The 4571-nt window shown below is 68.3% G+C and carries 3 protein-coding genes; all 3 read left to right on the top strand.

Annotated elements, in window-relative coordinates; translation table 11 throughout:
• On the top strand, nt 1-938 hold a 938-nt coding region (locus Y705_RS17255), incomplete at its 5' end, for an SGNH hydrolase domain-containing protein (protein WP_275450797.1).
• Between the two features lie 136 nt (nt 939-1074).
• Nucleotides 1075-2601 (top strand): IMP dehydrogenase, encoded by a 1527-nt coding sequence (gene guaB, locus Y705_RS0103925; protein WP_026531897.1) that lies wholly within the window; start codon nt 1075-1077, stop codon nt 2599-2601.
• An 87-nt stretch (nt 2602-2688) separates the two neighbouring features.
• Nucleotides 2689-4545, top strand: a complete 1857-nt coding sequence (locus Y705_RS17260; protein WP_049822241.1) for an ABC transporter ATP-binding protein — start codon at nt 2689-2691, stop codon at nt 4543-4545.
• Nucleotides 4546-4571 lie beyond the last annotated feature (26 nt).

A 4571-nucleotide genomic window follows, 5' to 3' on the forward strand; every position in this document is an offset into this window, starting at 1 on the left:
CCCGCCGTCGTCGCACGGGACTGGTGGTGGCCGCGGCGCTCGCCGTCGTCGTGGTGCCCCTCTCGGGCTGGGAGTACCAGGTGCAGGCGCAGGAGAAAGCGGTGGAGCAACAGACCATCTTCGACAATCCCGGTGCCCTCGCGCTGGCGCCGGACTTCTCCTTTCTCGGGGCACCCGACGCGCTCGTGAAGCCGACCACGAGCAGCCTGGGTGCCGAATGGGCCGCCGTCGACGGCGAGTGCGAGGGCGCGCTCGCGCCGTCGGACCCGTTGCTCGACTCGTGCGTCCACGCCGGGAACTCGGCGACGCCGGAGCGCACGGTGCTGGTGCTCGGCGACTCCCACTCCCAGATGTGGATGACGGCGGTGGGAGCCATCGCGAAGAGCAACGACTGGAACGCGGTGTCGCTGCACAGGCCCAACTGCAGGTTCGTGGCCGAGGGGGAGGCGGAGGATCCGGAGTGCAACGCGTTCAATGCCGCAGCCCTTCAGTACGCCCTCGCGCTGGCGCCCGATGCTGTAGTGACCGTCGGGTCGAAGACCGAGTGGAGTTCGCCCGAGGAGACGGTGCCGGCCGGTTTCGCGGAGGGGATGCGCCCCCTGCTCGAGCAGGGGATCGCCGTCGTGGCCGTGCGGGATTCGCCCCGGTTCCAATTCGACATGGCCGAGTGCACGGCGGAGAACGCACTCGACTCCGCAGCGTGCGCGCTGCCCCGGGATCAGCTGCTGGCCGCGGAATCCCCGTTGGCCGCGCTGACGGAAACCGAGCCCCGGATCGGGGTCCTGGATATGACCGACCAGCTGTGCATCGGCTCCACCTGCCCGGGCGTCATCGGCAACGTCCGCGTGTATATCGACCGGGACCACCTGAGCAGGACCTACGTGCTGACCACGGTGCCGGTGTTCGAGGAGAGGTTCCGGGCCCTGACCGGCTGGTGAGCATTCGGTCCTCGGTGTGTCCAACGGCACCGGCTCCGGAATAGAGCGCCACTTTGATCCGTTCTAGACTTGAGGTACTGCCCGCCGGCTACCCGCAGGCACCCCACCCCCGGTGACACCGAAAGAGGCTCCAGTAGTGACCCAGCTGTCCGCGCAGAACGAAGCCCACGATCCCTTCGGATTCATCGGCCTCACCTATGACGATGTCCTGCTGCTTCCCGGGTACACCGACGTCATCCCGTCCGAGGCCGACACGTCGTCGCGCATCTCACGGCGCATCACGGTGCGGACTCCGCTGCTGTCCTCCGCGATGGACACCGTCACCGAGGCGCGCATGGCCATCGCGATGGCGCGCCAGGGCGGGCTCGGCGTGATCCACCGCAACCTGTCCATCGCCGACCAGGCCGAGCAGGTGGACCGCGTCAAGCGCAGCGAATCGGGCATGATCACCAACCCGCTGACCATCGGCCCCGGAGCCACCCTGGCCGAACTCGACGAACTGTGCGGCCGCTACCGCGTCTCGGGCCTTCCCGTCGTCGACGAACAGGGGCGCCTCCTCGGGATCGTCACGAACCGCGACACCCGCTTCGTCCTCGAGCGCGATTTCCCCCACCGGCTGGTCCACGAGGTGATGACCAAGATGCCGCTCATCACGGGTCGGGTGGGGATCAGCGGCGACGACGCCATCAACCTCCTCGCGGTCAACAAGATCGAGAAGTTGCCGCTGGTGGACGGTGAGGGTGTGCTCCGCGGCCTCATCACCGTCAAGGACTTCACCAAGGCCGAGCAGTACCCCCTGTCCACGAAGGACGACGACGGGCGCCTCCGGGTGGGCGCGGCCATCGGCTTTTTCGGCGACGGCTGGGACCGCGCCATGGCCCTGGTCGACGCCGGCGTCGACGCCCTGTTCGTGGACACCGCCAACGGCCACAGCGCAGGCGTGCTCGAGATGATCACGAAGCTGAAAGCCGAGAAGTCCCTGGCGCATGTGGACGTCATCGGCGGGCAGGCCGCGACCCGCGACGGCGCGCAGGCGCTGATCGACGCCGGTGCCGACGGCATCAAGGTGGGCGTGGGGCCCGGTTCCATCTGCACCACGCGCGTGGTCGCCGGCGTCGGCGTCCCGCAGATCACCGCCATCTACGAATCCGCGAAGGCCGCCATCCCGGCGGGTGTCCCCGTCATCGCCGACGGCGGCCTGCAGTACTCGGGCGACATCGGCAAGGCGCTCGTGGCCGGCGCGGACACCGTGATGCTCGGGTCGCTGCTCGCCGGCTCCGCGGAGGCGCCCGGCGAACTGGTCTTCGTCAACGGCAAGCAGTACAAGACGTACCGCGGGATGGGATCCCTCGGCGCGATGCAGACCCGCGGGAAGAACACCTCCTACTCGAAGGACCGCTATTCCCAGGGAGACGTGAGCGGCGATGACAAGCTCATCCCCGAGGGCATCGAAGGCCGCGTCGCCTACCGCGGGCCGCTTGCCTCGGTGGCGCACCAGCTGGTCGGCGGGCTCCGCCAGACCATGTTCTACACGGGCGCCCGCACCATTCCGGAGCTCAAGGCCCACGGGAAGTTCGTGAGGATCACCTCCGCCGGCCTGAAGGAATCACACCCGCACGACATCCAGATGACGGTCGAGGCGCCCAACTACGGCTCCAAATAGCATCGTGTCCGGCGGCAGGAGAGGCGGCCCCGGCAGCCTCTGCGGTCCCTGCAGCTCCTGCGGCCATTCCAGGACGGCGTCGCCCGGGTGACGGGTCCGGGAGTGCCGCCGGTTCATCCGCGGCGCATCGCCCTGCGGCCCTACGCCAGGGCCGTGGGCCAGGTCCTGAAGGTCAGCGCGAAGGCCTCGCCGGGCGCCGTCGTCATGAAGGTCCTGGGATCGCTCATCTCCGCCGTCCTTCCGCTGGTCACCACCTACTTCGCGGCGCTGACGACGACGGCCCTCGCCGAGGCGTACGCGGGGAATCCCGAGGCGGGGCGTCAGGCCATCGTCTACGTCCTGGTCACGGCAGCGCTCGGCTTGCTCTGGGGCGGCTTCACGAGTGTTGACCGCTATATCCAGCAGGTCCTGAGTTTCCGGGTCGGGGCACTGGTGGGTGACCAGATGTACGAGAAGTTCCTCGCCCTCGAGTTCTGGCGCTATGACGACAAGGAGACGGTCGACCTGTATGACCGCGCGAAGCGGTTCTCGGACTCCTACGCCCGGGTCCTCGACCGGATCGCCGCGATCTTCACGCAGCTCGCGTCGGTGGTGCTCGCCATCGGCGCCCTGCTGCTGGTCAGCTGGTGGGTGGCCCTGATCGTCCTGGTCGCGATCATCCCGAGCGTCTACCTGCAGTTCCGGCTCTCGCGCGAGCAGATGGCGCACTGGAACACGCAGGTGGACTCCCGCAGGCAGCGCCGCATGATCGAAACCAATCTCATGCGGCCGCAGCACATCGCCGAGATGCGCCTGTACGGGATCGTGGGATACCTCATGGAGCTGCGGTCGCGGCTGCGGGACGCCGACGAGAAGCGCCGGCTCGAGTTCCAGCGGCGCTACATCCCCAAGCAGCTGCTCGCGGATACCCTCCAGTACGGGGCGGAAGTGGTGGCCCTGATCTGGGTGGTGGGCCAGATCATCGCCAGGGCGCAGCCGGTGGGCCAGTTCCTGTACGTGCAGCAGATCGTCAGCCGGGCGCTCAGCACCGCCAACTCGCTGGTGACCTCGCTCAGCTCGATCGATGAGGACCTCGCGAACCTCAAGGACTACGAGCAGTTCCTGGACTTCCCGGCGGCCACCTCGCCACGCCGCGAACTGGCGGGAGCGCCGTCGTCGGTGGAGCTGCAGGATATCCACTTCACCTACGAGGGCGGGAACACCGAGGTCCTGAGGGGCATCTCCCTCACCATCGGGTCGGGGAGCCACATCGCCATCGTGGGGGAGAACGGCGCAGGGAAGTCGACGCTGATCCGGGTCCTGGCAGGGCTCTACGAGCCGAGCGCGGGCCGGGTGCTCCTCGACGGCCAGGACCTCCGTTCCCTCGGGACGGCGTCGTGGCACCGCCACCTCGCCGTCATGTCGCAGGACTTCCTCAAGTACGAGTTCGCCACCGCTGCCAACAACATCTACTTCGGCGATGTGGACCAGCCGCGCGACGACGAGCGCATCCGACGTGCCGCGGACGACGCCGAGGCAACCGACTTCATCGCGAAAATGCCGAACGGGTTCGACAACTACGTCAGCAACTGGATGGAGGACCCCCGGGGACGCAAGGGCAGCGGCCTCTCCGGAGGGCAGTGGCAACGCCTCGCCATGGCGCGCAACTTCTACCGGAACGCACCCTTCGTGGTGCTGGACGAGCCGACGTCGGCCATCGACGCGCTCGCCGAGCACCGGATCTTCTCGCGCCTCTTCGCCGACCGATCGCGCACCATCGTGGCCATCAGCCACCGCCTCGCCACCATCGAGAAGGCCGACGTCGTCTACATGCTCGAGGACGGCCGGATCGTGGAAGCGGGGACGCACCAGGAGCTCGTGGTGCTGCGGGGCCGGTACTTTCGCATGTTCGAGAGCCAGCTGTCCGGGGGCCGTCCCGCGGACGCGGCACCCCCCGCTGATTAAGCACCTATGGCTGCTTCCCGGCCGGA

The organism is Arthrobacter sp. H41 (assembly GCF_000520535.1).
In the GTDB taxonomy this organism is placed as follows: Bacteria; Actinomycetota; Actinomycetes; order Actinomycetales; family Micrococcaceae; genus Arthrobacter_D.